The organism is Pseudomonas sp. RA_35y_Pfl2_P32, from assembly GCF_963970735.1.
Lineage (GTDB): Bacteria > Pseudomonadota > Gammaproteobacteria > Pseudomonadales > Pseudomonadaceae > Aquipseudomonas.
The window spans coordinates 142,273-167,507 of sequence record NZ_CAXAQF010000001.1 but is presented as its reverse complement, the minus strand read 5'-3'; the positions used below and the strand labels follow the sequence as shown (position 1 = coordinate 167,507).

Below are 25,235 nucleotides of genomic sequence, written 5' to 3'. Positions count from 1 at the left end.
CGGTCGGCCTGCGCCAGGCTCAGGCAGCGTTGCAGTTGCCACGCCAGAAACAGCAATGGCAACCCAGCGCCCGCCAGACCGAGCAATACACTGGTCAAGTCCATAGCCATGACGACTCCTGCCGAAGAATTAAAGCCCGAAGGTTAACCAAGCCGCCGAGGCTTGGACAGCTCAGTCTTCGATCTGCCCGAGCTCGCGCAGGGCCCGCCGGTCACCGGCACGCGCGGCCTGGCGCAGCAGGTCCTGGCCAATGCGGCGGTCGCGGGCATTGCCACACTCACGGCACATCAATTGACCCAGGCGACTTTGCGCGGCCACTACCCCTTCACGGGCAGGCGCCTTGAGCAAACGTCCGGCAAGATGTTTGACGTTGGGGTTATCGCCCAGGCGGGGACTGTCGAGCAACCACTCGGCCACTCGCATCGACATGCGCTTGGGGGCGGTAACACCTGAGGGTGGGGAGGTAACAGAAGTTGATACTGAGCGAAACTTCATAAAGCACTGCGGGACAGATCGGAAGGCGCGCCACTTTACTCCTTTTTTCGTACGGGTAAAGCCGAAAAAAACCCTGCACGCCCGTCCTAGAGCAAGCGCTCGGGACAATCCACAGAAGCTGTGGATAACTCAGTGGACAACCCTCCCCGAACTCGCCAGAAGCCCTGTGGAATGGGGCTCCCGTTCAAACTGACGATTTTTTCACCAGTTAAAAAAAGCGATGTTTTTCATTGACTTAAATTTTCACTACAGGCACCCACTGCGCCACGAGGGGAAATGACAGTGGGGTGACAGGCTGAGCACGTATTGTGCACAAGTACCTGCGCACGGGTTATATCGCCGCGCTTTTTGCGTGCGTTGCTGAGGACAGGGGGTAACAACCCGAGGAACGTAAGCAAATGTTTTTTGCCTACCACACTTCCCTAAAGCAATTCAATCCGTTAGTATCCGCAGCGTTAGTACCAAGCTGAAAGTCAATTCTGGTCGAACACCTCCCGCGGCATACTTCCCTAAAGAGAAGACTTTACCGACATCACGGGATCGACCACCTCGATGGTTTCCAGGTAACGCTTGCGACAACACAGCCTTTGAATCGAATGCAAAGGGTGTTGCGAAGCTCACTTACTCTGACCGAACCAACCTGCAGATTGATCAGGATCTTCACCCAGGGCCCAGAACCTTTGCCCTTGATGTGTTGCCTGCCCTCCTAAGTACCTACCTGCCGGCCCAAGCGCGCACATTTAATTGCGCTTCAACTGGCTGCTTTGTTCCAGTCGGGTTCTTCGTTCGATCAATGGTGATCAACGTTACTGGAACGTTTTAACGCTGCACGGATCAGATTCCGTGTCATTTGCAGGAACACCAATAATTATGTCGACTCAAATCCATACTCAGGATGCCATTCGCACCCTAACCAACGCTTTTGCCCCAATGAACTGCCTGATCATGGCTGCTCGCAAAGGCTGCTTCAGCTTCACACTGGTCAACGAACACGGTATCGCTCGTCACAGCGAACGCCTGTACCCCGACCAGTACTCCAGCGCCGAACCGCTGCAGGCCGTGATCGAGCGTACTCGCCAGGCACTGGTTGCCTGAGACGCCTGAAAAGCTGAACACCCCAAAAGCCCCGCTGAAAATGCGGGGCTTTTTATTGCCTGATATTTCCCCTCGCCCCGCCCTGGCTTAAGCACCAACCGATATAAGGGTTATAACTGCGAGCTGGAAATATTTTAAAAACAGTCCTTTACAGCAAGAATATGACACTACACTTCAACTCAAGCGGCATGATCCGCTTCCGGCGAGCCTGAGTCGACCTACCGCTGCCAAGCCCCCATTCAGGTATCGCCGCTCACTTCACGATTCGAGGGCCTTATGGGTATCGCTGCCAGCGAACTGTGCCGTTTTGTGATCCGTCCGACCCTGATTTACCTGGGACGTCACAGCACGACTGCCGAATCCCTGCTGCTGGGTGTCGCCGCCAGCCAGTCAGCCCTGGGCTCCGCCCTGCATGACCGCCGTGGCCATGGCCTGTACCGGATTGCCGAGCTTCGCCACCAGGCCCTGTGGGATGACTACCTGGCCCTGGATCCAGAGCGCGCCAGCCTGGTGCGCGGCCTCGCCAGCCAGCATGCCTTTCTCACTGGCCCGCACCTGGAACTGACGGTCAACCTGCGCTACGCCACCGCCATTGCCTGGCTGCTGATCGAAGAGCAAAACACCCCGCTGCCCGAACCCGACGATCTGTTGGGCATGGCCCGAATCTGGCGCCAGACCTTCCAACCCCAAGGACGCCTGCGCGACTTCACCTGCGCCTGGCACGACTGTGTTTCACCGATGAACCAGGTCGCCTGCTGAGCGGGCAATTTGCAAGATCGGCGAAAAAGCGACGATTTTGGTCGGATTGTCCTACAAAACCGCTCTATCTCAAGCATTACCGGCTATAGCGCTGGGCCGAAAATGTTGGTAATTTCCGCCCCGGTGATCACCCGGAGTTCTAATAATGAAAAAAGTCATGCTCAAAACCACCCTTAGCCTCGCCGTTACGTTGGCATCCACCCAGATCTTCGCAGCTGGCTTTGCCATCAACGAACAAAGCATCAGTGGGATGGGTACTGGGTTTGCCGGGCGTTCTTCTGTCGCCGATGATGCAAGCACAATTTTCGGTAACCCGGCCGGCATGTCGCGCCTCAAGCGCGAACAAGTCACTGGCGGGGTCGCCATGCTCGACGCCCACACCGACATCAGCCATGCCAGCTCCAGCCCTAACCTGGACGGTACCAACAAGGGCGACATGGTTCCGTTCATTGCCGTTCCCATGGGCTACTACGTCAAGCCGATCGATGACCAATGGGCCGTCGGCGTTGGCATGTACGCACCGTTTGGCCTGGTGACCGACTACGAGAACGGTTTTGCCGGCAAATACTTCGGCAGCAAGAGCGACGTTAAAGTCGTGACCCTGCAGCCAACTGTTTCCTACGCATTCAACGACAAAGTCTCCATCGGTTTTGGTCCAACCATCAACCGTATCCAAGGCACGCTGGAATCCGACCTGTCGATTACCCAGGCAGCGCCCGATGGCCACGTACGCATCAAGGGCGACGACACCGCCCTGGGCTACAACATCGGGGTCCTGGCCCAGTTGACCGACAGCACCCGTGTCGGCCTGACTTACCATTCGAAGGTGAAGTACAAGCTTGAGGGCGACACCAAGGTCAACTACGGCCTGCTGCCCCTGATCGGCCAGAGCAAGGACCAGAAGTACGACGCCTCCCTGGACCTGACCACCCCTGAATCGGTGGACTTCTCGGTGACCCACGAACTGGACGACCAGTGGACCCTGTACGCAGGCAGCACGTGGACCCGCTGGAGCCGTCTGAAAGAAATCACCGTGGAGAACAAGGGCGTACCTGGCCCATTGGGTTCGCAGTTCGGCGAAATCACCGAAGATCAGAACTGGCACGACACCTGGGCGCACGCCATCGGTACTTCGTACAAGCTGAACAAACAGTGGGTACTGCGGACCGGCCTGTCGTTTGACCAGGCCCCGACCAACAACGTCGATCGCTCCCCACGCATCCCGACTGGCGACCGTACCATCTTCAGCCTGGGCGCTGGCTGGAGCCCAACGGATGACCTGACCATCGACGTGGCCTACTCCTACCTCAAGGAAGAAGCGGTCAAGGTCAACAATAAAAACGACCGTGGCCAGACCTACAACGCCAAGTATGAAAACTGGGCAAACGGCTTTGGTGTGGGCGCGACCTACCGCTTCTGATTCACGGCGCACCTGAATGGCGCGCTGGCTGAACAGCAAAAAGCCCCGCTCTCTGGTTCAGAGGCGGGGCTTTTCAGTGGCTGGCGTTCAGGGTTGCGAAGCCAGTGCCTGCTCCACCGCCGCGATGAATTCCTGGCTTTCGGGCTTGGTCAGGCTGGAGAAGCTGGCGATCACCTTGCCCTGGCGGTCCACCACATACTTATAGAAGTTCCACTTCGGCGAACTGCTTTGTTCGGCAAGCACCTTGAACAGGTGGGTGGCGCTGGCACCGCGGACTTTCTGCGGCTCGGTCATGGTGAAGGTCACGCCATAGTTGACGTAACAGACCTTGGCCGTCTCGGCGCCATCCCCGGACTCCTGCTTGAAGTCATTGGACGGCACGCCAAGCACTTCCAGCCCCTGGTCCTTGTAACGCTGGTACAGCGCCTCAAGGCCTTTGAACTGTGGGGCGAAACCACAGAAGCTGGCAGTGTTGACCACCACCAGCGGTTTGCCGGCAAACCGTTGGCACAGGTCGATGGACTCCTTGGCATGCAGCTTGGGCAATGAGCCCGACAGCAGCGCCGGGCACTCGGCGCCCAGCGCCGGACCTGCAACCAGCACCAGCAGAGCGGGAACAGCAAGCCAGCGCATCAGCATATCGGGTGTCCTCGAGAAGTCGTCAGGGGGCGACGTTACTCGCCCTGAACGAATGATGGCAAGTAGCTATTTAGCACGCTCCCAGTCCCAGTTGCATCATGGCCAGGCCGCCCTGATGCCAGCCCCACCAGGCCAGCGCCAACAGCAGCGCGACAACGGCCGCCGCCACCAGCTTGAGGGCGATCCGGCTCATGCCGCACTGGCCAGGGCTTGCAGACGCGCCACCGGACGCTCACGCACGGGCCAGTTCAAGGCGGCCGCCAGCAGGCTGAGGAGAATCGCTACTTGCCAGATCAAGTCGTAGTTTCCTGTTCGGTCATACACCACCCCGCCCAACCAGCCACCGAGGAACGAGCCCAACTGGTGAAAGAGGAAAACGATCCCTCCCAGCATAGAGAGATTTCGCACACCGAACATAGTCGCCACCGTACCGTTGGTCAAAGGCACCGTCGACAGCCAGAGGAAGCCCATGGCCATGCCAAACAGGTAGGCGCTGGTCTGGGTGACCGGCATCCACAGGAACAGCCCGATCACCACCGCGCGCAGCAGGTACAGGCCGGTCAGCAGGCGCGGCTTGGACATGCGCCCGCCGAGCCAGCCCGCGGTGTAGGTGCCGAAGATATTGAACAGACCAATCAAGGCCAGCACCGTGGTGCCGACCGTGGCCGGCAGGTGCTGGTCCACCAGGTAGGCCGGCAAGTGCACGCCGATGAACACCACTTGGAAACCACAGACAAAAAAGCCGAACGCCAGCAACCAGAAGCCGGTGTGCGAACAGGCCTCGCGCAAGGCCTGCATCAGCGTCTGCTCGTGCCCCAGCACCGGCAGCGGCTTGTCCTTGAGCATGCTCACCAGCGGCACGATCAGCGCCACCAGCACGCCCAGCACCAGCAGCGCGCTGGACCAACCGAGCCAGCCGATCAATCCCAAAGTGCCGGGCAGCATGGCGAACTGGCCGAAGGAGCCGGCGGCACTGGCGATTCCCATGCCCATGCTGCGTTTCTCCGCCGGCAAGGCACGTCCGACCACGCCGAGAATCACCGAAAACGACGTGCCGGACAGGCCGATACCGATCAACAGGCCGGCACTGAGCGACAGCGACAGCGGCGAATCGGCCAAGCCCATGAACACCAGGCCCACCGCGTACAGGACACCCCCCACCAGCACCACTTTTGCCGCACCAAAGCGATCGGCCAGGGCGCCGGTAAAGGGCTGCGCCAGGCCCCAGATCAGATTCTGCAAGGCGATGGCGAAGGCGAACACTTCGCGCCCCCAGCCGAACTGCTCACTCATCGGCGGCAGGAACAGGCCGAAGCCATGCCGTACCCCGAGTGACAACGCCAGAATCAGCGCACTCCCAAGTAGAATCCAACCGCTGGCACGCCACATCGATGTCATTGTTATTCTCCAATCGCGGGTATATACCCGCTTAAACTCGAAAAAACCCGCTTCATGCGAGTTCGTCTAGCAAGGCCAGCAACGTTGCGCGCTTCTCGGCGCCCAACCGATCGATCAAACGTTGTTGCGCCGCTTCCCAGGCCGGCAAAGCCGCCGCCAGGCGCTCACGCCCGGCCTCGGTCAATTGCACGATACGGTTGCGTTGGTCTTCACCCTCGTCCAACCGCACCAGCCCCTCGCCTTCGAGCACCCGCAGATTACGCCCCAGGGTGCTGCGATCCAGGCCCATGGCCTCGGCCAGGGTGGAAATACTCGGCTGATCCAGGCGCTGCAGATTGCACAGCAAAGAATACTGGGCAACGTTGATCCCGAAGCCGTCGAGGGCGCCGTCGTAATGCCTGCTGACGCCACGGGCGGCGCGACGCAGGTTGGTGCATAAACACTGAGAGGCTAGCATGGTGCGTGTATATACCCGCGTTTAACTTTATGCAAGCTTTGCTTACGATTTGCTCCTACCGGTGGTTTCGCTCAAACCAGCGCCAAAGCCATCAGGACCGCCACTTCCAGCAGTTCCAGCAAGGCCCCCGCCGTATCTCCAGTTGTCCCGCCGAGACGCCGCTGCATCAAATGACGCACACCAACGAACACCCCCGCCGCCGCCAGCAGCGCAATCACCCCACTCCAACCCGCCACCAGCACACACGCCAGCGCACTGAGCAGCAGTACCCGCCGGCCGGCCTGACGTGGCAAGTGGTCGGCCAGCGCCTGCCCCAGCCCACCTGCCCGCACATAAGGCGTGGTCAGGAACAAACCAAGCAAGGCCGTGCGCCCAAGCAGGGGCGCGAGGATCAGCCCGACCGTGGCCTGCTGTTCGATCAGCGCCAGCAAGGCGGCGAACTTGAGCAGCAGCACCAGCACCAGGGTGACCACGGCAATCGGTCCGCTGCGCGGGTCTTTCATGATGGCCAGGGTGCGTTCGCGATCACCAAATCCGCCGAGCCAGGCATCGGCACTGTCGGCCAGACCGTCCAGGTGCAAGCCGCCACTGAGCACCACCCAGACCGTCAACAGAATGGCCGCGTGCAACAGCGCCGGCGCCCCCGCCAGTAGTCCGTTCAGGCCCCACAACAGCCCACCGAACAGCAGGCCCACCAACGGATAAAACAGCAGCGAGCGCCCCAGTTCCTGGGGTGACGGCATGCCTGGCAGGCGAATCGGCAGGCTGCTGAGAAATTGCAGGGCGATCCACAGTGGCAACATCTCTACACCTCTTCCCGAAGCACGGCGTCAGCCTCGACTTGCAGGGAGAACAGCCCGCCGTGACCGACCTCGACGTTCAGCAATTGCTCGCGCGGCAGCCCGCGCGCGCGCGCCAGCAGCAGGCGCATGACCCCGCCATGGCTGACCAGCAACACCCGCTCACCGGCATAGGCCTGATGCAAGCGCTGCACCGCCGCCAACACCCGCGCCGAGAACGCGCTCACGGGCTCGCCCTCGGGCGGGGTAAAGCCATAGGGGTCGGACCAGAACCGGCCAAGGGCGTCAGCGTCAGTCTCCATCAACGCTGCAGCGCTGCGCCCTTCCCAGGCACCAAAATGCAGCTCTTGCAGATCCCGCTCCAGGCTGACCGGCACCCCCAACTGCGCCCCCAGTTCCTCGGCAAATCGCGCACAGCGCTGCAGGGGCGAACTGATCAGGCGGTCCCAGGGGCCGGCGCCCACTACGGCGGCCCGCATCTGCTGCCAACCCAACGGCGTCAGCGCGTCATCCAGACTGCCACGCAGGCCGCCGCCCAGTTCGGTTTCACCGTGGCGCAGCAGGTCCAGGTGCAAGCTCATGCCGGGCGATCGGCAACCGCCGCCTCGGCAAAGGTCGCCATCTGCCCGTGCAGGTCACAGGCCAGGCGCAGCAAGGGCACCGCCAGCGCCGCACCGCTGCCCTCGCCCAGGCGCAAGCCGAGGTCGAGCAACGGTTGCGCGTTCAAGGTTTCCAGGACATGGCGGTGGCCCGGCTCCGCGCCGCGATGGCCGAACAGCAGCCACTCGCGGCAAGCAGGATTGAGGCGTACGGCGATCAGGGCCGCGACGCTGCAGATAAAGCCGTCCACCAGCACCGCCAGCCCTTCCTGGGCACAGGCCAGGTAAGCGCCGACCAGCGCGGCGATTTCAAAGCCGCCGAGGTTGAACAGCGTTTGCAGCGGGTCACCGCACTGCGCCGCATGCAGCACCAGGGCACGCTCGATGACCTGGGTCTTGTGGCTGACGCCCGCCGTGTCCAGGCCGGTGCCCGGTCCGGTGAGATGGGCCACCGGGCAATCCAGCAAGGCACAGGCCAAGGCGCTGGCCGCAGTGGTATTGCCAATGCCCATCTCGCCGCCGATAAACAGCTCCGCGCCTTCGGCCAGGGCTCGCAACACCGTGTCGCGTCCGGCTTGCAGGGCTTGTGCGCCCTGGGCCGGCGTCATGGCCGGGCCATGGGCGAAGTTGGCGGTGCCAGGGCCCAGGTGCAAGTGTCGCACCCCCAGCAGGTTCAACGACGGGGTCACGGTACCGAGGTCGACCACCTCCAGCCGGGCTTGCAGTTGGCGCGCCAGCACGCTGATGGCCGCGCCGCCGTTGACGAAGTTGCGCAACATCTGCCCGGTGACTTCCTGGGGAAAGGCCGAGACCCCTTCGGCCACCACTCCGTGGTCACCGGCAAAAATCCCGATCCACAGCTGGTTCAGGCTCGGCTTGACCCGGCCTTGCAGCCCCGCCAACTGCACCGCCACCGCTTCTAGCTGACCCAACGAGCCGGCCGGCTTGGTCAGTTGCTGCTGCAATTGCCTTGCGTCTTCCAAGGCTTGGCGATCAATGGCCTTGCACGGGGTCAGCCACCAGGAGTGAGTCATAACGCAGTACCTTTCAAAGTCAGGGGCAGGCCGGCAACGGTCAACACGACACGCTGACAGCGTTCGGCCAGGGCTTGATGCAACCAACCGGCTTCATCGACATAACGGCGAGTCAATTCACCCAGCGGCACGACCCCCATTCCGGTCTCGTTGCTGACCAGTATTACTTCTCCCGGCAACGACGCCAGGCAGTCCAGCAGGGCTTCACGCTCCTGGGCCAGGCGCTCGGGGTTGTCGAGCATCAGCAGGTTGGTCAGCCACAGGGTCAGGCAATCCACCAGCAGGCAGCGCTCGGCACTGGCGGTTTCGCGCAGTACCCGGGCCAGCGCCAGGGGCTCCTCGATTAATCCCCACTCAACCGGACGGCGCGCCCGGTGGTGGGCGACGCGGGCATTCATTTCACCGTCCAGCGGCTGGCTGGTGGCAATGTAGGTCACCGCCAGAGAGCTGTCGGCGGCCAGCTTTTCAGCCAGGCGGCTTTTGCCGGAACGGGCACCGCCGAGGATCAATTGCAGCATGGTCTTAACCTTCTATGAGCGGTACCGGGATCACCGCGCCGTTGTAGGAGCAAGGCTTGCCGGCGAAGGCGCCTGCCGCAGCAGCTCAAATCCCACAGAGCTCACGCAACAACCCGGTATCCAGATGTTTCTCCACCAGGTCCGCCAGGCGTTCAATATCACCCTCGCGCAACCTGTGATAATCAACCGCCTGCACATCCTCCAGGCCCGCCCAGCGCAACAGTGCACTGCACGCGGCCGGGGACTCGAACAGGCCATGCAGGTAAGTGCCGAGGACTTGCCCATCGGCACTCTGGGCGCCATCGCTGCGGCCATCGTCAAGCCACACTGCGGGCTGCTCCAGGGCCACACCGTGGGTGACCCCGGCGTGAATTTCATAACCACTGACCGCGGCGTTTTCCAGCACCAGGCGGCCACGCACATTGCGCAGTTGCTTCTCGGCCTCAAGCACGGTGTCGAAGGCCAGCAAGCCGAGCCCGGCACTGGAGCCCGCGGCGCCTTCCAAGCCCAGCGGATCATGCAACGTTGCGCCGAGCATTTGCAGGCCGCCGCAGATACCCAGCAGCTTGCCGCCGTAGCGCAGGTGACGGGCGATGGCGGTGTCCCAGCCGTTGGCGCGCAAGTATGCGAGGTCGCTGCGCACGCTCTTGGAGCCCGGCAGGATGATCAGGTCGGCGGGCGGTATCGCCTGGCCCGGCCCGACGAATTGCAGATCGACCTGCGGGTGCAGGCGCAGCGGATCGAAGTCGGTGTGATTACTGATGCGCGGCAACACCGGCACCACCACCTTGAGCACCTGTTCGGCCTTGTCGGCCTGGCGCTGGTCGATGCCGTCCTCGGCCTCCAGGTGCAGGTCCATGACATAGGGCAACACCCCGATCACCGGTTTGCCGGTCCGCGCCTCCAGCCAGTCCAGGCCCGGTTGCAGCAAAGCGATGTCACCGCGAAAACGGTTGATGATGAAGCCCTTGACCCGCGCCTGCTCGCTGGCCGACAGCAACTCCAGGGTGCCCACCAGGTGAGCGAAGACTCCGCCACGATTGATATCGGCAATCAACACCACCGGGCAATCGACGGCCTCGGCAAAGCCCATGTTGGCAATGTCGCCGGCCCGCAGGTTGATCTCGGCCGGCGACCCCGCCCCTTCCACCATCACCAGCGGATAGGCCGCGCTCAGGCGTTGGTGCGAGGCGAGCACCGCCTGCATGGCGATGGCCTTGTAGTCGTGGTAGGCGACGGCATTCATGCTGGTCACCGCGCGCCCGTGAATGATCACTTGGGCGCCGGTATCGCTATTGGGCTTGAGCAGCACCGGGTTCATGTCGGTGTGGGGTTCGAGATGGGCGGCCTGGGCCTGCACCGCCTGGGCCCGGCCGATTTCGCCGCCGTCGGCGGTGACCGCGCTGTTGAGCGCCATGTTCTGCGGTTTGAACGGCACCACCGACACCCCCTGGCGCGTCGCCCAACGGCAGAGCGCCGTCACCAGGGTGCTTTTGCCGGCATCGGACGTGGTGCCTTGTACCATCAACGTTGGCATGGAGTTTCCTTGGCATAGGCGACAAAGGCACGCTCCAGGCGCAACCAGTCGGTTTCGTCGGCCGGCAAGCCGAAGCGCAGGCTGCTGTTGTGGCTGAACAGGCGCAGCAAGATGCCCTGGCGCGCCATGAATTCATACAGGTGCTCGGCACGTTCGGTGCTCAACCACTGAAACAGCGCACAACCGCCCTGAGGCTTGAAGCCATGCCGCTTCAGCAGTTCGACCAGGCGTTCGCTCGCCTCTTCGCTGCGCTCGCGCTGGCGGCGGTGACCTTCGCTGTCGAGCAGGCAGGCTTGCCCCAGCACCCGCGTCGGCCCGGCAACTGCCCAGGGCCCCACCTGCTCGGCAAGCAGATTGAGCAGCCGCCGTTCGGCCAGGACAAACCCCAGGCGCACGCCGGCCAGGCCGAAGAACTTGCCGAAGGAGCGCAACACGATCAGCCCGACCTGATGGGTAAAAGACGCCAGGCTCAGGTGCGGGGTGTTGTCCATGAACGCTTCATCCACCACCAGCCAGCCGCCTCTCTGGGCCAGACGGGCATGCCAGTCGAGCAGGCGCTCCGGGGTCAGGCTCAGGCCCGTGGGGTTGTTGGGGTTGACCACCACCAGCACGTCGAGGTTGTCGATGAAAAACTCCACCTCCTGCTCCAGCACCTCGCGCACGATATAGCCGTTACGCCGCCAGGCTTCGGCGTGTTCGGCGTAACAGGGCGACAGTACGCCGACCTTGCCGGCCCGCCGCAAGCGCGGCAGCAACTGGATGGCCATCTGCGAACCGGCGACGGGCAGCACCTGCGTCGCGCCATAGTATTGCCGGGCAGCCTGTTCCAGGCCGTCCTCGGTTTCCGGCAAGCGGGCCCAGGCCCTGGCGGGAATCGGCGGGATTTCCCACGGCCAAGGTGCCAGCCCGCTGGAGAGGTCGAGCCAGTCCGCTTCGGCAATCCCGTAGTGCAACGCCGCCTTGCGCAGGCGGCCACCGTGCTCAAGCATAAAACTCAGCCCCCACACAGAGGATCAGCAGCCATAACCATACCCCGCGCTGGACCAGCAGCCAGCCACGGTCGATGGCGCTGGCGTCCGCCGGCACGCCTTCACCCAAGGGCGGACGCTGGTGCAGTTCGCCATGATAGATCGCCGCCCCACCCAACTCGACGCCCAGTGCGCCCGCCCCGGCAGCCATCACCGGCCCCGCATTCGGGCTGTCCCAGGTCGGTCCCTGGGTGCGCCAGCACTTGAGGGCCAGCCGGGTCTTGCCGAGCACCGCGTAGGTCAGGGCCACCAGGCGTGCGGGAATGTAGTTGAGCACGTCATCGATTTTCGCCGCCGCCCAGCCGAAACGCTCGAAACGCTCGTTGCGATAGCCCCACATGGCATCCAGGGTATTGCTCAGGCGATACAGCACCACCCCGGGCGCACCGGCCACGGCGAACCAGAACAACGCGGCAAACACCGCATCGCTGCCATTTTCCAGGACCGACTCGGTGGCCGCGCGAGCCACTTCGTTGGCGTCCAGCTCACTGGTCTGGCGGCTGACCAGGTAACTGACGCGGGTGCGTGCTTCGTCCAGGTCATTGCTGCGCAGCGCCTGGGCCACCGGCTCGACGTGCTCCCCGAGGCTGCGCAAGCCCAAGGCGCAATACAGGGCGAGGATCTCGACGATCCAGCCGAGGTAGGGCAGCCAGGACAACGCCGTGGCCACCAGGGTCAGCGGCACCACGGCCAGCACCCACGCGGTCACCCCATGACTGCGCCAGCCACGGCCGGCTGAATTGAAACGCTGCTCGATGCGCCCGGCAAAACGACCGAACGCCACCAGCGGATGCCAGCGCTTGGGTTCGCCCAGCAGCGCATCCAGCGCAACGGCAGCGACACTCAACAACGCCACGCTCATTGACTCACTCCCCAGACATTTTCGTACAGCAGTTCATGCAGCGGACGCACGTGCGCCCAGCCTTCGAGGGCCAGCATTGGCGCCGGATAAAACGCCTTGACCGGGCCCAGGCAGAGAATCGCCACGGGTTTGGCGCCGGCTGGCAATTGCAACAGATCAGCCAGCGCCCGGGGCTCGAACAGCGAGACCCAGCCCATGCCCAGGCCTTCGGCGCGTGACGCCAGCCAGAGGTTCTGGATCGCGCAGGACAACGAAGCCATGTCCATTTCCGGCAAGGTGCGGCGGCCGAAAATATGCCGCTCGCGATCGTCCATCAATGCGGCGACCAGCACTTCGGCGCAATCGTTGATGCCTTCGACCTTGAGTTTCATGAACTCATCGCTGCGCTCGCCGAGGGCTTCGGCGGTGCGAATGCGTTCTTCCTCCACCAACGCCTGGAGCTGCCCGCGCAAAGTGCGGTCGCTGATGCGAATGAAGCGCCATGGCTGCATCAGGCCGACACTGGGCGCCTGATGCGCAGCTTCCAGCAAACGGCGCAGCAGCTCAGGCTCCACCGTGCCACCGCTGAAATGGCGCATGTCGCGGCGCTCGGCGATGGCGCGGTAGACCGCTGCGCGCTCGGTTTCGGTAAAGGCGTTGTCGGTCATGAGCCGTTCGCGAGCAAGCTCGCTCTCACAGGGTCTGGCGCAAACAACGCGGCTACAGCGCTGGGATTGGACGGAAAATAAAAGTGCACATAAGAAGCCGTCAGTCGCCCCTCACGATAAACCACCTCCGCGCCCCGCCCACCGTTCGGGCTCAGGCCGCGGGCAATCGGGGTCAGTTCGGTGCTGGTCAGGGAATGGTGGTAGGTGTGCCCACGCAACGCGCCTTCCGGCAGCTCGACCGCTTGCAGCGCCAGCGCCGCCAGGCGTTTTTGCATCACTGCAGCGCCTGCCAGCAACCCCACCAGTTCGGCACGGTTGCCATCAACGTCGGTCAGGGAGTCCAGCAGATACAGCATGCCGCCACACTCGGCGAGCAGCGGCTTGCCGGCGGCATGATGGGCACGGATGGCGTCGAGCATCGCGGTGTTGCGCGCCAAGGCCACGTGGTGCAATTCCGGGTAGCCCCCCGGCAGGTACAGGCTATCGGCCTCAGGCAACTGGCGGTCGCGGATCGGTGAGAAGAAATGCAACTGCGCGCCCATCGCGCGCAGCAAGTCCAGGCTCGCGCCATAGGTGAACGCAAAGGCTTCATCCCGGGCCACGGCAATGCGCACACCGGCCAGCAGGGGCTCGGCGGGGTTCACGTCGGGCGCGGCAAATTCCACCGCAGGCGGCAAGGCCACCTGGCAACTGCTGGCCAGGGCCTCGGCGGCGGCATCGAGGCGCAGGTCCAGGTCGTTCAGCTCACTGGCTTGCACCAGGCCCAGGTGCCGGCTCGGCAATTCGATCCCGGTTTCCCGGGACAACGCGCCATACCAACGCAAGCCTTCGGTGAGACTGCCTTCGAGCAACTGAGCATGGCGCAGGGTGCCCACCCGGTTGGCCAGCACACCGGCAAATGGCAGGTCCGGCTGATAACGCGCCAGGCCCAATGCCAGTGCACCAAAGGTCTGGGCCATGGCGGTGCCGTCGATTACCCCCAGCACCGGCACGCCGAAGTGGCGCGCCAGGTCGGCGCTGGACGGGGTGCCGTCGAACAGGCCCATGACCCCTTCGATCAGGATCAGGTCAGCCTCGGCGGCGGCTTCCCACAACAGGCGGCGACTTTCCTGCTCGCCGACCATCCACATGTCCAGTTGATACACCGGCTGGCCACTGGCGCGTTCGAGAATCATCGGGTCGAGAAAATCCGGGCCACACTTGAACACCCGGACCTTGCGCCCCTGATTGCGGTGCAAACGGGCCAGGGCAGCGGTGACGGTGGTCTTGCCCTGGCCGGAGGCTGGTGCGGCGATCAGGACCGCCGGGCAAAAACGACTGCCAGTCATGAAAGGAGGCTCACAGCTCGACGCCTTTTTGCGCCTTGATCCCGGCCTGGAACGCATGCTTGATCACGCCCATTTCGGTGACGGTGTCCGCCAGTTCGATCATTTGTTCTTTGGCGCCGCGGCCGGTGACTACCACGTGTTGCATCGGCGGGCGGGCTTGCAAGTCGCTGAGCACTTGATCGAGATCAAGGTAGCCATGCTTGAGGGCGATGTTCAGCTCATCGAGCACCACCAGGCCGATGGCCGGGTCGCGCAGCAACTCGCGGGACACCTGCCAGGCGGCCTCGGCAGCGGCGATATCGCGCTGGCGGTCCTGGGTTTCCCAGGTGAAGCCCTCGCCCATCACATGAAACCGCACTTGCTGCGGGAAGCGCCGGAAGAACAGCTCCTCACCCGTGCTGTTGCGGCCCTTGATGAACTGCACCACACCGCACTGCATGCCATGGCCCATGGCGCGGGCGAGCATGCCGAACGCCGAACTGCTCTTGCCTTTGCCGTTGCCGGTCAGCACCAGCAGCAGGCCACATTCGTTGGGCGAGTTGGCAATACGTTCATCGATCACGGCTTTTTTGCGCTGCATGCGCGCCAGGTGGCGTTCGTCACGATCAGGGGAATCAGTCATGGGGGAGCTCTCCGTTGAGGCTGGATAACGGCGGGCAGGCATAGAAATAGACGGCAAGAAGCCTGGCATCGCCCACCGTGATGCCGCTGGATGGATCAGGCCGGTCTCCGGGCTCATGAGTGGCGCGCTGGCCGGACGACGCGCCTTCCCATATCGGACACCGATACAGTGGCTCAAAGCGTCGTTTTCACTCATTTACCGTTGCGGGGGCAGCGCCGGGATCGTCACTCGTCCTGTCATGGCACGCGTGCTCACCGGCTTCCCTGTTTCACTCGATCGACCCTGAGGTCACCGAGCACCTGAAACAAGTCGCGAAGGTTAGTGGGTTGGGGGTGGAGCGTCAATTAAAGCCGCACCTGATGGATTGAACCTAAGACCCTGCTGGCTCCTCTATGCATTAACTGGTGCATTCAAAGGGAGAGCCGCATGTCCAAGTCCCGCCTCGTCGCTGTCATCGCCCTGGCCGCCGGCCTGGCTGCCTGCACAGAAACCTCGACCCTCAGGGTCGAGGACGGCACCGGGCCTTCGCCCAAGTTGCCTGAACCCAACAAAACCCTGATTCCCACCGTCAACATCGCCCCTGCCGTCGGCTGGGCCCATGGCGCCAAACCGACCGCCGCGCCCGGCACCCAGGTGGCTGCTTTTGCCGAAGGCCTGGAGCATCCACGCTGGCTCTACGTACTGCCCAACGGCGATGTGTTGGTCGCCGAAACCAATGCACCGCCCAAACCCGACGATGCCAAAGGCATCCGTGGCTGGGTCATGGGCAAGGTCATGGCCCGCGCTGGCGCCACGGTGCCAAGCGCCAACCGCATCACCCTGCTACGCGACAGCAACCACGATGGCGTGGCCGAAACCCGCACCCGCTTTATCGAAAACCTCAACTCACCGTTCGGCATGACCCTGGTGGGCAACGACTTGTACGTCGCCGACACCGATCGTTTGCTGCGCTTTAACTATGTCGAGGGGCAAACCTCGATCACCAGCAAACCGATGAAAGTCATCGACCTGCCCGGTGGCACGCTGAATCACCACTGGACCAAAAACGTCGTCGCCAGCCAGGACGGCAGCAAGCTGTATGTCACAGTGGGCTCCAACAGCAATGTCGGGGAAAACGGCCTGGAGCAGGAGCAGGGCCGCGCCGCCATCTGGGAGGTGGATCGCGCCACCGGCCGTCAGCGGATTTTCGCCTCGGGCCTGCGCAACCCCAATGGCCTGGCCTGGGAGCCAAGCTCGGGCAAACTGTGGACGGCGGTCAACGAACGGGACGAGATCGGCAGCGACCTGGTGCCGGACTACATCACCTCGGTCAAGGACGGCGGCGTTTATGGCTGGCCCTTCAGTTACTACGGCCAGCACGTCGATGTCCGCGTCAGCCCGCAAGACCCGGACTTGGTGGCCAAGGCCATTTCCCCGGACTACGCGGTGGGTCCACACACCGCCTCCCTGGGCCTGACCTTCGCCGAAGGCAGCACGTTGCCTGCGCCGTTCACCGAAGGCGCGTTTATCGGCCAGCATGGCTCGTGGAACCGCAAACCGCACAGCGGCTATAAGGTGATCTTCGTGCCCTTCAGTGCCGGCAAACCGAGCGGGCAGCCGGTGGATGTGCTGAGCGGCTTCCTCAATCAGGACGAAGAGGCCATGGGCCGGCCGGTGGGGGTGGTGATCGATCGACAGGGGAGCTTGCTGGTGGCCGACGACGTGGGCAACAAAGTGTGGCGGGTGTCCGCGCGCCAGTAACTTCAGCGCCTAGCGTTTGCGGCACAGCGTCAGGCCATCCCCCAGGGGCAATAACGACAGGTCGACCCGCGGATCATCCTTCAAGGCCAGGTTGAGTGCCTGGATGGCGCGGGTGTCGGCGCTCTCGGGCTGGAGCTCCAGGACTCGGCCACTCCACAGGGTGTTGTCGAAGACCGCCAGCCCGCCACTGCGCAACAGGCGCAGGGCACTTTCCAGGTAGGCCGGATAGTTGGCCTTGTCGGCATCGATGAATATCAAGTCGAAACGACCACCCTGACCGTGCTGCTCTAGTTGCGCCAGGGTCTGCAACGCCGGTGCCAGGCGCAGCTCGATGCGCTCGCTGAGGCCGGCTTCCTGCCAGTAGCGGCGCGCCGTGGCGTTGTAGTCACCGAGGATGTCGCAGCAGATCAGTTGACCGTCGTCCGGCAAGGCCGCCGCCATGCACAGGGCGCTGTAACCGGTGAAGGTTCCCACTTCTATAATTCGGCGCGCGCCCGTGAGCTTGACCAGCAACGCCAGGAACTGGCCTTGCTCCGGCGCCACCTGCCAACGCGCCAGGGGCAGCGCCTGGGTTTCGTCACGCAGACGACGTTGCAGCGGCGTTTCGCGCAGCGAGACGTCGAGCAGGTACTGATACAGGGCATCGTCGAGATTGAGCGTACGCGCGGTCATCACCACCTCTGCCAACCCATTGTGAGCTAGGGATTGCGCGCCAAATGCTCGGGTTGCAGTACGCGCTTGGCGCTCAGGTAGGCTTTTTGCCAATAGGCTTTGGACAAGCTGTCGAGCTTGACCGTACCACCGGTGGCCGGGGCATGCACGAAGCGCCCTTCGCCGACGTAGATACCGGCGTGACTGACCCGTGAACCGCCGTTGGTGGCGAAGAAAATCACATCCCCGGTCTGCAGGGCTTCTTTGCCGACGCTCGGGGCCTGCATGCCGATCATTTCGCCGGTGGTGCGCGGCAGGGAAATACCGGCTGCGTCCCGGTAGACATAGCCAATCAAGCCACTGCAATCAAATCCCGAATCCGGTGTATTACCGCCCCAGCGATAAGGGGTTCCCACCAGGCCCAGGGCGCGGAACAGCACGTCTTCAACAGCCGGGGAAAAATTCTGGGTAGGCGCGAAAATCGGCGCGCGGACCACTTTGGCCGGCGGTGGCGTGCGACTGGCACAGGCGCTGAGCAGCGCGACACAGAACACGAGTGCAAGGCGGGCCGACATCGTCATTACCGAACATCCTGATCTGGCTACGGCTGTCTCTGCCGGGAGGCTGAAAACAAAACCGCGTAAGCAGGGCTTACGCGGTTAGTTGATCAACAATAGATCAGGATTCTAGCGGCTACGCGCCAAACTTCAAGTAAGACTTTAAGTTTGCACTACAAAAAGGAGGGGTATTGCCGAGGAAGGGATTTTTCCGCTGGCTGGCGCTCGCCTGGAGCGCCCTTGCCAGCCTGCCCGCTTACTTGCGGGCAGTGACCGTGGTCGGAGCCATGGCGAGGGCGCGCTTGGCTTCGATGAAGGTCTTGCTCCAGTAGCTGTCGCCCAGGCTATCGACCCGGACACCGCCGCTGCGGCTGCTGCTGGAGTGGATGAACTGGTTGTCACCCAGGTAGATCCCGGCGTGGCTGACACGCCCGCGACGACCGTTGGTGGCGAAGAACAGCAGGTCGCCCGGTTCCAGCTTGCTGCGCGAAACCAGCGGAGCATCAACGTTGATCATTTCGCGGGTGGAGCGCGGCAGGTTCATGCCCGCTTCCTCACGGAACAGATAGCCGATGAAGCCGCTGCAATCGAAACCGGCTTCAGAGGTACCGCCAAAACGGTAACGAGTACCGATCAGGGACATGCCACGTTCGAGGATGCTGTCGGCCAGAACCGGCATCTGGTAAGGCTTGCGGCCCGCAAATGCGGCCAGCTCTTTTTCGGTTGCCAGTTCTTCCTGGGAAACAGCGGAAGACTGTGCGGTAACAGAGTGCTTGACCTGTTGCTGGGGCTCTTGCTGGGACACTGGGGAGTGTGCAGCGCAACCAAACAACAGGGTGACGAGTGCGAGAGGCACGAGGGGTGCGAAGCGCTTTAGCATGGGCACGACCGTGGCTGAATTGTGTAAAGAAGCCGAGACTATGCCTTCTATCATCCTCATTTGCAAATTCAATCGATTTAAATGTGACTTTGCGGTTTCGCCCTGTCATCTAAGCGCTTAAGTCCATTTTAAATCTGCACGCATCTCGAACGCCGTTCGTCTGCGGGTTTTCTGGCGCCTGAAATTTGCCGAAACGCGCTGCAGGCCGCGGTTTTACCAGCCCAGGGTTTCTTTGAGGAAGGGAATGGTCAGCTTGCGCTGAGCCTGCAGGGACGCCTGGTCGAGGCGCTCAAGCAGCTCGAACAGGGCACTCATGCTGCGGGTACCGCGAGTCAGGATAAAATGCCCGACTTCGTCGGTCAGGTGCAGACCACGGCGCGAGGCACGCAGTTGCAGGGCGCGCAACTTGTCCTCATCGGACAGCGGCCGCATCTGGAAAATCAACGCCAGGGTCAAACGGGATTTGAGGTCAGCCAGCTTGACCGGCAATTCCCGCGGCGAAGTCGACGCCGCGATCAGCAAACGCCGGCCACTGTCACGCAGGCGATTGAACAGGTGGAACAGCGCCTCTTCCCAGTCCGCCCGGCCGGCGACCGCCTGCAGGTCATCCAGGCACACCAGTTCGTACTGTTCGAGGTTGTCGAGGATTTCAATACCCCGGTCCAGCAACTCGGCCAACGGCAGGTACACCGCCGGCTCGCCCAACTGCTCGAAGCGCAGGCACGCCGCCTGCAGCAAGTGCGTACGCCCTACGCCGTCCTTGCCCCACAGATAGATCAGGCTTTCGGTCCAGCCGGCGTCGGCTTCGCACAGGCGTTCGACATAGCCGAGTGCAGCGGCGTTGGCGCCAGGGTAGTAATTGATAAAGGTGGCGTCATCACGCAGACGCACACCTAGGGGCAGCTGAATCGGTTTCATGCTGACTGAACAGTTCCAAAGGAACCGTTAGTGGCCTCTGTGTAAAGTTTGCAAAGTTTATACCCGTGAAGCCAGCCGCACAATGCAACAGACCATAAGCAAAATCAAAGGTTTGCGTTAACTTGCCAGTATCGGGCCAGACGCGCTCACGCCTCGGGCCCCTGGACCCCGCTGTACATTCCCGAATCCTTGTACAAATCTTGCACGTGACGCACCAGCACCATGATCACCGCCGCCACCGGCAACGCCAGCAGGATCCCGGTAAAGCCGAACAGCTCGCCGCCGGCCAGGATCGCAAAGATCACCGCCACCGGATGCAGGCCAATCCGATCCCCCACCAGTAACGGCGTCAGCACCATGCCTTCCAGGGCCTGGCCAACCATGAACACCGCGACAATCCCGATCATCGGGTACAGGTCGCCCCCAAACTGGAACAGTCCGGCAATCAACGCCGCGCCAATCCCGATCACAAAGCCCATGTAGGGCACGATGGCCGCCAGGCCGGCAATCAGGCCGATCAACAACCCCAGCTCCAGGCCGATCAGCATCAGGCCCGCCGCATAGATCACCCCCAGCGCCAGCATCACCAACAACTGCCCGCGCACGAAGGCGCCCAGCACCTCATGGCATTCGCCGGCCAGCGACACCAGCCGCGCCTCACGATCACGAGGCAACAGGCTGCGGATCTTGGCCATCATCACGTCCCAATCGCGCAGCAGGTAGAAGCTCACCACCGGGATCAACACCAGGTTGGCCAGCAACCCGATCAACGCCAGGCTCGACGCCGTAGCCTGGCTCAGCACCACCCCGACGATATCGGTGGTCTGCCCCATGTGCTCACTGATGGCGGCCTTGACCTTGTCAAACTTCCAGAAGCCGTCCGCCAGTCCCAACTTGGCCTGCGCCCATGGCATCGCAGTGTGCTGCAGCCAGTCGAGCATCTGCGGGGCCAGTTCGTACAGGCGCAACAACTGCTTGGCCAGCATCGGCACCAGCACCAGCAACAAGGCCATGACGATCAAGGTGAATACGGTAAATACCGCCACCACCCCCCAGGTCCGCGACAGCCCGTACTTTTCCAGGCGATCGACCATCGGGTCGAACAGGTACGCCAAGCCCAGCGCCACCAGAAACGGCGTGAGGATCGGGTGTAACAGATAAATGAACAGACACAGCAGGACGACCCCACCCAGCCAAACCCAACGCCGCGAATCGGCCATGTACCACTCCTGCTTCTATATAGGAAAAGAAAAACTACCAGCGAAAACTCAATTGCGCTTTGGGTGCCACTGCCGCAGGTGCACCCTCGGCGCCTGGCGGCGGTGGCACAGTGGCCACTACGGTCACTTCCTGCAACTTGGCCAGGCTCAACTGGGCACGCAGTTGCTCGCTACTGCCATTGACCCGATAGACGATCCGGTCGCCCACCACCCGCTGCAAACGGGCACCAAAGGGCTCCAGCAAACGCCCCAGCGCGGCATAACGCTCAAGGTTCATGCCCTGCACCTCCAACAACTGCTCGCCGGACGCCCCCGATTTAGAGACAAAGCGCGGCGCCAGGCGCTCACTCACTGCCAGCAATACCGCGTCGGCGACCGCCGCACTGTCCACCCCCTGCACGCTGCCCTGCTCACGCTGGTCTCCCAGCCAAAGATGCCACTTGGCCTGCCAGGTACCGCCGTCCTCACGCGCATGCACCGCCAGCAGGCCATCGGCGCCATAACGCTCGGAGGCACTGCGCAACGGGGTGGAATCGTTACCTTCCAGGTTGGGCGCGGTGGCGACCAGTTGCTCACTCAAGTCGGCCAGCGGCAGGCGCAAGGGTAACCCACGATGCTGGGCCGCACGGCGCAAGGGCTCGGCACTGGACTGGCCGTCGCCCACCAGGCTCGAGCCTTCGCTGGAGTCGTTGAGCCACCAACCGAGGATCGACGGCCGATTGGCGCCCCACAAGGCCAACCCGGCCTGGCGCAGTGCGCGATCGGTACTCGCCGGATCGAACTCGACCTGCAGGCTTTCCGGCGGCCCGGCATCGTAGCCGTACTGACTGATGATTTGTTGCGGGTCCTTGCGCAAGGCCGCCACACCGGGGCTTTGCAAGGCCTTGGCATCCCCGGTCAGACGCAACACCAGGGTGTCGAGCGCACGCTGGGTGGCTTGGTCGCGCTCTTGCGGGGTCTGGTTGCTGACCGGTTCGCGCACCTGATAGAGACCTTTGACGGTTTGGGCCTGGCTGGCCAGGCTGAGCACTGACAACACACCGGCAAATAGCAATTTACACAGACGCATGGAAGATTCCCGACGACAGAAAGCGGCTGGAACACACCGCATGAATCGATTCGAACAGGGCTGTGACCATGCGCCCCGGCAAAACATTCACGCGATCGCTGGAAGTTTTTACTCCGTCATAACCATAGACGGTAAACGGCTCTACCTTATACAGCGGTACGCGAGGCCACCAGCGCCGGCATTTTTTGCTTTTTTTTGCCGATATGCCCCTGCCCGTCGGCCCGAGGATGGCCGCTGCCCCTCAAGCCTGATAAAATCGCGCGCCTTCGCAGACCGGCAATGGCCGGGTGACCTGAATTGTTTTGCGCGGCACTCCCGCCAGGACGCTTTCAGCCTTCCCGCCAGACTCGGTCGTTACCCCTGAATCCCCCCTAAAGGCCTGGATCATGAGCAAGCAACCCTCCCTGAGCTACAAGGACGCCGGTGTAGACATCGACGCCGGTGAAGCATTGGTCGAACGCATCAAGAGCGTCGCCAAGCGCACTGCGCGCCCGGAAGTCATGGGCGGCCTGGGCGGTTTCGGCGCCCTCTGCGAAATCCCGGCCGGCTACAAGCAGCCTGTACTGGTTTCCGGCACCGACGGTGTTGGCACCAAGCTGCGCCTGGCACTGAACCTGAACAAGCACGACAGCATCGGCATCGACCTGGTGGCCATGTGCGTTAACGACCTGGTGGTTTGCGGCGCCGAACCGCTGTTCTTCCTGGACTACTACGCCACCGGCAAGCTGAACGTCGAAACCGCCACCCAGGTTGTCACTGGCATTGGTGCTGGCTGCGAACTGTCCGGCTGCTCCCTGGTCGGCGGCGAAACCGCTGAAATGCCTGGCATGTACGAAGGCGAAGACTACGACCTGGCTGGCTTCTGCGTCGGTGTGGTCGAGAAAGCCGAGATCATCGACGGCTCGAAAGTGGCCGCCGGCGATGCCCTGCTCGCCCTGCCGTCGTCCGGCCCGCACTCCAACGGTTACTCGCTGATCCGCAAGATCATCGAAGTGTCGGGTGCCGACATCGAGAACATCCAACTCGACGGCAAACCGCTGACCGACCTGCTGATGGCGCCGACCCGCATCTACGTCAAGCCGCTGCTCAAGCTGATCAAGGACACCGGCGCGGTAAAAGCCATGGCCCACATCACCGGTGGTGGCCTGCTGGACAACATCCCGCGCGTTCTGCCAAAAGGCGCACAAGCCGTGGTTGACGTGGCGAGCTGGACCCGTCCTGCCGTGTTCGACTGGCTGCAAGAGCAAGGCAACGTCGACGAAAACGAAATGCACCGCGTACTGAACTGCGGCGTGGGCATGGTCATCTGCGTCGCTCAAGAGCACGTTGAAACCGCGCTGAACGTCCTGCGTGAAGCCGGCGAGCAACCGTGGGTCATCGGCCAGATCTCCACCGCTGCCGAAGGCGCGGCTCAGGTTGAACTGAAGAACCTCAAGGCACATTGATGCAAGAGCCGATGTCCAAGACCTGTGATGTGGTGGTGCTGTTATCCGGCACCGGCAGTAACTTGCAGGCCTTGATCGACGACGCACAGCATGCGGACAACCCTGTCCGCATCCGCGCCGTGATCTCGAACCGCGCCGATGCCTACGGCCTTCAGCGCGCCAGGGACGCGGGTATCGACACCCGCACCCTGGATCACAAGGCATTCGAAGGCCGCGAGGCCTTCGATGCTGCCTTGATCGAACTGATCGATGCATTCCAGCCCAAGCTGGTGGTACTGGCCGGCTTCATGCGCATTCTCAGCGCTGATTTCGTGCGCCACTATCAGGGCCGCCTGCTCAATATCCACCCTTCGCTGCTACCCAAATACAAAGGGTTACACACTCATCAGCGAGCGCTGGAGGCCGGCGACACTGAACACGGATGCAGCGTGCACTTCGTTACCGAGGAACTCGACGGCGGCCCACTGGTCGTACAGGCAGTAATACCGGTAGAGTTGCATGATTCGCCGCAAAGTCTGGCGCAACGCGTACACGTGCGCGAACACCAGATTTATCCGTTGGCTGTTCGCTGGTTTGCCGAGGGCCGCCTGAGCCTTGGCGAAGAAGGTGCTTTACTGGATGGCCAGTTGCTCGAGGCCAGCGGTCACTTGATTCGTAACTAGGAGATATTATGCGTCGCGCCCTGCTCTTCGCTTGCGCTCTGTTCGCCCTGCCACTTGCGCAGGCTGCAGACCTTCAACCGTTCTCCGCCAGCTACACCGCCGACTGGAAACAGCTGCCGATGAGCGGCACCGCCGAACGCAGCCTGGCCAAACAAGCCAATGGTGTCTGGAAGCTCAGCTTCAAGGCCTCCATGATGATTGCCAGCCTGACCGAAGAAAGCACCCTGACACTCGACAAGGACACCCTGCTGCCGCAGTCGTATCATTTCGAGCGTGGCGGTCTGGGCAAGGCCAAGAAGGCTGACCTGGATTTCGACTGGACCACCAAGATGGTCACCGGCACCGATCGTGGTGACGCGGTCAAGATCCCGCTGAACCGTGGCATGGTCGATAAATCCACCTACCAGTTGGCCCTGCAGCACGATGTCGCCGCTGGCAAGAAAAGCATGAGCTACCAGGTGGTCGATGACGGCGAAGTCGATACCTATGACTTCCGCGTCCTGGGCTCCGAGAAAGTCGACACCAAGGCCGGCCAGATCGACGCCATCAAGGTGGAGCGGGTACGCGACCCGACACAAAGCAAACGCATCACCGTGATGTGGTTCGCCAAGGACTGGGACTATTTGCTGGTTCGCCTGCAACAGGTAGAAACAGACGGCAAGGAGTACAACATCATGCTCCTGGACGGTACCGTCAACGGCAAGCCGGTCAAAGGCAGCTAAGCCTGGACAACACCCAAAAGCCTCGCGAAAGCGGGGCTTTTTTTTGCCTGCAGATTTGCCGTGATCGACCCGCGCGCCCGCCCCCTTCATGAAACTTCTGTCATGAAACTTTCCCGCCTGCGACCGGATGTCA

At 62.5% G+C, this 25,235-nt stretch carries 28 protein-coding genes and 1 riboswitch; of the genes, 7 read left to right on the top strand and 21 right to left on the bottom strand.

What is annotated here, in order from left to right:
* Nucleotides 1-171 precede the first annotated feature (171 nt).
* Nucleotides 172-495 carry a sel1 repeat family protein gene (locus AACY45_RS00825; RefSeq protein ID WP_339543707.1) on the bottom strand — a complete coding sequence of 108 codons (324 nt, stop codon included), beginning with the start codon at nt 493-495 and terminating at the stop codon, nt 172-174.
* A gap of 870 nt (nt 496-1,365) precedes the next feature.
* Between AACY45_RS00825 and AACY45_RS00820 the strand changes: the two genes are divergently transcribed.
* The 3 genes from AACY45_RS00820 to AACY45_RS00810 all read left to right on the top strand — a co-directional run bounded on the left by AACY45_RS00820 (nt 1,366) and on the right by AACY45_RS00810 (nt 3,769).
* Complete coding sequence (locus AACY45_RS00820; RefSeq protein WP_007898912.1) at nt 1,366-1,590, top strand: hypothetical protein; 225 nt, start codon at nt 1,366-1,368, stop codon at nt 1,588-1,590.
* Between the two features lie 276 nt (nt 1,591-1,866).
* On the top strand, nt 1,867-2,349 hold the full coding sequence (locus AACY45_RS00815) for a hypothetical protein (RefSeq protein ID WP_339543706.1): 483 nt from the start codon (nt 1,867-1,869) through the stop codon (nt 2,347-2,349).
* Nucleotides 2,350-2,494: 145 nt separating this feature from the next.
* Nucleotides 2,495-3,769, top strand: coding sequence for an OmpP1/FadL family transporter (locus AACY45_RS00810; RefSeq protein ID WP_339543705.1), 1,275 nt, complete (start codon nt 2,495-2,497; stop codon nt 3,767-3,769).
* An 87-nt stretch (nt 3,770-3,856) separates the two neighbouring features.
* On the opposite strand, the gene AACY45_RS00805 is transcribed toward AACY45_RS00810, so the two are convergent.
* From AACY45_RS00805 to cobO, 14 genes are all read right to left on the bottom strand, one after another.
* Nucleotides 3,857-4,408: a glutathione peroxidase gene (locus tag AACY45_RS00805; RefSeq protein ID WP_339543704.1), complete on the bottom strand. Its 552-nt coding sequence runs from the start codon at nt 4,406-4,408 to the stop codon at nt 3,857-3,859.
* 70 nt (nt 4,409-4,478) lie between these two features.
* Nucleotides 4,479-4,601, bottom strand: coding sequence for a hypothetical protein (locus AACY45_RS00800; RefSeq protein WP_339543703.1), 123 nt, complete (start codon nt 4,599-4,601; stop codon nt 4,479-4,481).
* Nucleotides 4,598-5,797 (bottom strand): MFS transporter, encoded by a 1,200-nt coding sequence (locus AACY45_RS00795; RefSeq protein ID WP_339543915.1) that lies wholly within the window; start codon nt 5,795-5,797, stop codon nt 4,598-4,600. Before AACY45_RS00795 ends, AACY45_RS00800 begins: the two co-directional genes overlap by 4 nt.
* Before the next feature lie 61 nt (nt 5,798-5,858).
* Nucleotides 5,859-6,263 carry a MarR family winged helix-turn-helix transcriptional regulator gene (locus AACY45_RS00790; protein WP_339543702.1) on the bottom strand — a complete coding sequence of 135 codons (405 nt, stop codon included), beginning with the start codon at nt 6,261-6,263 and terminating at the stop codon, nt 5,859-5,861.
* Nucleotides 6,264-6,334: 71 nt separating this feature from the next.
* Nucleotides 6,335-7,066 carry an adenosylcobinamide-GDP ribazoletransferase gene (locus tag AACY45_RS00785; protein WP_339543701.1) on the bottom strand — a complete coding sequence of 244 codons (732 nt, stop codon included), beginning with the start codon at nt 7,064-7,066 and terminating at the stop codon, nt 6,335-6,337.
* Nucleotides 7,067-7,068: 2 nt separating this feature from the next.
* The gene (gene cobC, locus AACY45_RS00780; protein ID WP_339543700.1) at nt 7,069-7,644 is read right to left on the bottom strand and encodes an alpha-ribazole phosphatase family protein; all 576 of its coding nucleotides are present in this window, start codon (nt 7,642-7,644) and stop codon (nt 7,069-7,071) included.
* Nucleotides 7,641-8,696, bottom strand: a complete 1,056-nt coding sequence (cobT, locus tag AACY45_RS00775; protein ID WP_339543699.1) for a nicotinate-nucleotide--dimethylbenzimidazole phosphoribosyltransferase — start codon at nt 8,694-8,696, stop codon at nt 7,641-7,643. Before cobT ends, cobC begins: the two co-directional genes overlap by 4 nt.
* Nucleotides 8,693-9,214, bottom strand: coding sequence for a bifunctional adenosylcobinamide kinase/adenosylcobinamide-phosphate guanylyltransferase (gene cobU, locus AACY45_RS00770; RefSeq protein WP_339543698.1), 522 nt, complete (start codon nt 9,212-9,214; stop codon nt 8,693-8,695). Before cobU ends, cobT begins: the two co-directional genes overlap by 4 nt.
* A gap of 85 nt (nt 9,215-9,299) precedes the next feature.
* Entirely contained in the window at nt 9,300-10,751 is a 1,452-nt protein-coding gene (locus AACY45_RS00765; protein WP_339543697.1) for a cobyric acid synthase, read from the bottom strand.
* On the bottom strand, nt 10,739-11,740 hold the full coding sequence (cobD, locus tag AACY45_RS00760; RefSeq protein ID WP_339543696.1) for a threonine-phosphate decarboxylase CobD: 1,002 nt from the start codon (nt 11,738-11,740) through the stop codon (nt 10,739-10,741). The genes AACY45_RS00765 and cobD overlap by 13 nt, the downstream gene beginning before the upstream one ends.
* Nucleotides 11,733-12,641, bottom strand: a complete 909-nt coding sequence (gene cbiB, locus AACY45_RS00755; protein ID WP_339543695.1) for an adenosylcobinamide-phosphate synthase CbiB — start codon at nt 12,639-12,641, stop codon at nt 11,733-11,735. The genes cobD and cbiB overlap by 8 nt, the downstream gene beginning before the upstream one ends.
* Nucleotides 12,638-13,288 (bottom strand): 5,6-dimethylbenzimidazole synthase, encoded by a 651-nt coding sequence (gene bluB, locus AACY45_RS00750; protein ID WP_339543694.1) that lies wholly within the window; start codon nt 13,286-13,288, stop codon nt 12,638-12,640. The genes cbiB and bluB overlap by 4 nt, the downstream gene beginning before the upstream one ends.
* On the bottom strand, nt 13,285-14,616 hold the full coding sequence (locus AACY45_RS00745) for a cobyrinate a,c-diamide synthase (RefSeq protein ID WP_339543693.1): 1,332 nt from the start codon (nt 14,614-14,616) through the stop codon (nt 13,285-13,287). Before AACY45_RS00745 ends, bluB begins: the two co-directional genes overlap by 4 nt.
* Nucleotides 14,617-14,626: 10 nt before the next feature.
* On the bottom strand, nt 14,627-15,238 hold the full coding sequence (gene cobO, locus AACY45_RS00740; RefSeq protein WP_339543692.1) for a cob(I)yrinic acid a,c-diamide adenosyltransferase: 612 nt from the start codon (nt 15,236-15,238) through the stop codon (nt 14,627-14,629).
* 81 nt (nt 15,239-15,319) lie between these two features.
* Nucleotides 15,320-15,556: riboswitch (cobalamin riboswitch) on the bottom strand.
* Between the two features lie 108 nt (nt 15,557-15,664).
* Here cobO and AACY45_RS00735 point away from each other — a divergent pair.
* Nucleotides 15,665-16,978: a PQQ-dependent sugar dehydrogenase gene (locus AACY45_RS00735; protein ID WP_339543691.1), complete on the top strand. Its 1,314-nt coding sequence runs from the start codon at nt 15,665-15,667 to the stop codon at nt 16,976-16,978.
* A gap of 9 nt (nt 16,979-16,987) precedes the next feature.
* Here AACY45_RS00735 and AACY45_RS00730 read toward each other — a convergent pair whose 3' ends face one another.
* From AACY45_RS00730 to AACY45_RS00705, 6 genes are all read right to left on the bottom strand, one after another.
* On the bottom strand, nt 16,988-17,650 hold the full coding sequence (locus AACY45_RS00730) for an O-methyltransferase (RefSeq protein WP_339543690.1): 663 nt from the start codon (nt 17,648-17,650) through the stop codon (nt 16,988-16,990).
* Between the two features lie 26 nt (nt 17,651-17,676).
* Nucleotides 17,677-18,210 (bottom strand): C40 family peptidase, encoded by a 534-nt coding sequence (locus tag AACY45_RS00725; protein ID WP_339543689.1) that lies wholly within the window; start codon nt 18,208-18,210, stop codon nt 17,677-17,679.
* Nucleotides 18,211-18,442: 232 nt separating this feature from the next.
* Nucleotides 18,443-19,066 carry a C40 family peptidase gene (locus AACY45_RS00720; RefSeq protein ID WP_339543688.1) on the bottom strand — a complete coding sequence of 208 codons (624 nt, stop codon included), beginning with the start codon at nt 19,064-19,066 and terminating at the stop codon, nt 18,443-18,445.
* A gap of 213 nt (nt 19,067-19,279) precedes the next feature.
* Nucleotides 19,280-19,984 carry a DnaA regulatory inactivator Hda gene (gene hda / locus AACY45_RS00715; RefSeq protein ID WP_008033543.1) on the bottom strand — a complete coding sequence of 235 codons (705 nt, stop codon included), beginning with the start codon at nt 19,982-19,984 and terminating at the stop codon, nt 19,280-19,282.
* Between the two features lie 146 nt (nt 19,985-20,130).
* A complete protein-coding gene (locus AACY45_RS00710; protein ID WP_339543687.1) occupies nt 20,131-21,204 on the bottom strand; it encodes an AI-2E family transporter in 1,074 nt (357 codons plus the stop codon).
* 34 nt (nt 21,205-21,238) lie between these two features.
* Entirely contained in the window at nt 21,239-22,273 is a 1,035-nt protein-coding gene (locus AACY45_RS00705; protein WP_339543686.1) for a DUF2066 domain-containing protein, read from the bottom strand.
* Between the two features lie 386 nt (nt 22,274-22,659).
* Here AACY45_RS00705 and purM point away from each other — a divergent pair, with 386 nt between their 5' ends.
* The 3 genes from purM to AACY45_RS00690 are packed head-to-tail and all read left to right on the top strand — an operon-like array spanning nt 22,660 to nt 25,102.
* Nucleotides 22,660-23,718, top strand: a complete 1,059-nt coding sequence (gene purM, locus AACY45_RS00700; protein ID WP_339543685.1) for a phosphoribosylformylglycinamidine cyclo-ligase — start codon at nt 22,660-22,662, stop codon at nt 23,716-23,718.
* Nucleotides 23,719-23,729: 11 nt separating this feature from the next.
* The gene (purN, locus tag AACY45_RS00695; RefSeq protein WP_166589106.1) at nt 23,730-24,380 is read left to right on the top strand and encodes a phosphoribosylglycinamide formyltransferase; all 651 of its coding nucleotides are present in this window, start codon (nt 23,730-23,732) and stop codon (nt 24,378-24,380) included.
* An 8-nt stretch (nt 24,381-24,388) separates the two neighbouring features.
* On the top strand, nt 24,389-25,102 hold the full coding sequence (locus AACY45_RS00690) for a DUF3108 domain-containing protein (RefSeq protein WP_339543684.1): 714 nt from the start codon (nt 24,389-24,391) through the stop codon (nt 25,100-25,102).
* The last annotated feature ends 133 nt before the right edge of the window (nt 25,103-25,235 follow it).